Source organism: Alkalibacillus haloalkaliphilus C5 (assembly GCF_000269905.1).
Taxonomy (GTDB): domain Bacteria; phylum Bacillota; class Bacilli; order Bacillales; family Alkalibacillaceae; genus Alkalibacillus; species Alkalibacillus haloalkaliphilus_A.
Genome location: NZ_AKIF01000218.1, coordinates 1 through 3,187 on the forward strand (window position 1 = coordinate 1; position 3,187 = coordinate 3,187).

The 3,187-nt window shown below is 38.8% G+C and carries 1 protein-coding gene and 1 pseudogene; both read left to right on the forward strand.

What is annotated here, in order from left to right:
- Positions 1-575: 575 nt before the first annotated feature.
- Positions 576-1,078: pseudogene (locus tag A194_RS21425) on the forward strand (ISL3 family transposase); the annotation flags it as partial.
- A gap of 319 nt (positions 1,079-1,397) precedes the next feature.
- Positions 1,398-3,122 carry a DNA polymerase/3'-5' exonuclease PolX gene (polX, locus tag A194_RS0115555; RefSeq protein WP_017187714.1) on the forward strand — a complete coding sequence of 575 codons (1,725 nt, stop codon included), beginning with the start codon at positions 1,398-1,400 and terminating at the stop codon, positions 3,120-3,122.
- Positions 3,123-3,187 lie beyond the last annotated feature (65 nt).

Below are 3,187 nucleotides of genomic sequence, written 5' to 3' on the forward strand. Positions count from 1 at the left end.
CTTGGCAGTCTCAGTAGATTTTGTTCAAGACTTCATCCAAGATTCATCAATCGCATCATTTATGATCGAAAATACGCCATTGTTATCTGATATGATAAAGAATGCTTGGTTTGAAGATTAAGTATGTTTTGAGAGGTTTGCTCACAATGGGTTAACCTCTTTTCTTTTGGCTCTATACTAAATGTGGTGGTGTCCATTGTCACAACAATCATGTTGAGAGATTGATTATTGAACCGTTGGTTTGTGACTCGCTATAGGCGGACGCTTGCACCCTCAGGGCACAAGTTCAACATCTGCTCAAACTTCCCTACGGTCGTTTGTCGCAGTGTTTTCTATGCAGGGGCACGGCTTCAGCTAACTGGGGAAAGAAATACGCTTTCCCCAGTGGATCTTCAGCTCGTGCTGTTCCCACTGGCGTCGCCGCCTTTCGCTCGTCACATTCTGATCTTTAAGATGGGGTTGAACATCCCATTCAAAACAAAAAAATACACTCATTCGCCATCTCTTGTTATCCTAAAGTCGACTAAAACACTAGAAAAAAGAGAGGCGATATGAGTGCAACAATATTTAATCATGCAGGCCTTACACCAAATCAAGTCATTCGTCTAATGGACCACCAAACTATCAATACACGAAAGGTTCTACCAAGAGCGATCTCTATTGATGAGTTTAAAGGAGATGCGAATGGAGAAAGGTTTCAAACCGTGATTGTTGATGTCGATAATCACACCATTATAGATATTTTACCGGACAGAAAAATAGAAACGATTAAATCGTATTTACGTACATGTGATACAAGTCAAGTTGAAATGTTGTAATGGATTTATCAAAAGCATTTAAAAAAGCAATGTGTGATGTATTAGACAATCCTTTAATTATCGCGGACCGTTTTCATTATATGCGGCATGTGTATTGGGCACTTGATGACATAAGAAGGCAAGTTCAGCACGATGTAGATGATGACACGCGTAAGAAGATGAAGCGTGGTAAGAAGTTGTTATGGAAGTCGCCTGATAAACTATCTGAAGATGAAAAGGAAAAGCTAGAGCAGTTATTACAAATTGAATCTAGGCTCCGTTTTATGGCACCAATTGGTGCTACAATCATTAAATAAAGCATCTATAACAGAATAAAGAGCATAAAAACCATTTTTGTGTTAGGTGAGATCTATTAAGCGGAATCAAAATGCGTAGACTCCAGCGGGAACAGCACGAGTCTCGAGACCCCACAGGCCCCGCTCTTTGGGCCGAGAAGGCTCGAGCCGTGCCCGCGGAAAGCGAAGCATTTTGATGGAGCGATGATAAATATTCATTAAAAGGATAATAAGTGGATGGTGTAAATTTTTACACCACCACATTTGAAATAGAACCTGATTTAAAAGTTAAGGGTGGTACGTTATGGATAAAAAACAAGTGATTAAACATTTAGAGACAATTGCAATTTACTTAGAACTAAAAGGTGAAAATGCCTTTAAAATATCTGCCTATCGAAAAGCAGCACAAGCGTTAGAGCGCGATGACCGCTCTTTAAGCGAAATAGATGATTTCGGCTCACTGCAAGGAGTTGGCAAAGGGACGAAAGCAGTCATAGAAGAATTTATTGAAAATGGAGAGACAGAAACATTAAAAGAGTTAGCAAAAGAAGTACCAGAAGGTTTAATTCCTTTATTAAAACTACAAGGTTTGGGTGGTAAAAAGCTTTCACGCTTGTATCATGAATTAGGCGTGGTCGATGAAGCAACATTAAGAGAAGCGTGTGAAAGTGGTCAAGTGGAAGCGTTAAGTGGTTTTGGGAAGAAGTCCGTAGAAAAGATTTTAAAGGCAATTGATGATTACGGCTCTCAACCAGAACGATTACCTATTTCTTCAGTAATCCCATTATACGAAGCGATTAGTGCTCAACTTGAGACAACTGAAGGCGTACAACGTTATGCTATTGCTGGGAGCTTTCGTCGTCTTCGAGAGGACGTAAAAGACTTAGATTATATTATAGCTACGAATGAAGCTGAGCATGTCGCTAATCAATTAGTAGAACTAGCAAATGTTAAAGAAATTGTTTCTAAAGGGACGACAAAAGTAACAGTCGTTATTTCTGGCGAATGGGATATTTCGGTTGATTTTCGTATGGTTGAGCCTGAAGCATTTATTACGACTTTACATCATTTCACAGGATCTAAGGACCATAATGTTGAAATGAGACGTCTAGCTAAACAACAAGGATATAAAATTAGTGAATATGGTATTGAAGAGTCAGAGACGGGTGAAGTTCACACATTTGAAACTGAAGAACAGTTCTTCGAGTTTTTAGGTGTCGATTACATTCCGCCTGAGTTACGTGAAACAGGTGAAGAAGTTGAGTCTGAAATTCCTCAACTCGTAACTTTACCAGACATTAAAGGTGATCTCCACATGCACACGACTTGGAGTGACGGAGCGCAATCGATTGAGGAAATGGTTAATAAAGCCCGGGATTACGGTTATCAGTTTATGGCCATTACGGATCACTCAAAGTATTTGCAAGTCGCCAATGGTTTAAACGAAGCGAGATTAAGAAAGCAACGCGAGTCCATTGCAGAAGTAAATGAGAAATGTGATGATATACAAGTTTTATCAGGAGTTGAAATGGATATTTTACCAAATGGTGATTTAGACTTTGACGATGAGTTTTTAAGTGAAATGGATTTTGTCATTGCTTCTATTCATTCTCATTTTAACCAAAGCGAAGCAGAAATTATGAGTCGTCTAGAAAATGCTATTAAAAGCCCTTACGTTGATATGATTGCTCACCCAACTGGTCGTTTAATTGGTAGAAGAGAAGGATACGCTTTCGATTATGAGCGTTTTATTCAATTAGCAGTTGAAAATAATACGATTATTGAATTAAACGCCAACCCAAACAGACTTGATTTAGCGTGGAGTTGGTTACAAGTCGCACAAGAACAAGGGGCAGCGATTGCTATTAATACAGATGCTCACAATTATCGAATGTTACAAGATATGAAGGTTGGGGTACAAGCTGCAATGAAAGGCTGGATTAGGAAAGATACAGTCATTAACACGTGGGATTTTGAAGATCTCCAACACTTCTTACGAAAGAAAAAAGGTGAGATTAGTGAACGATAAAATATTAAATCAGCTAGAATTTAAAAAAATTATAGAACAATTAGCACACATGCTGAGACTGCCAA

Coding starts and splice junctions, on each gene's coding strand:
- polX (WP_017187714.1), top strand. CDS start 1,398: ATGGATAAAAAACAAGTGATTAAACATTTAGAGACAATTGCAATTTAC.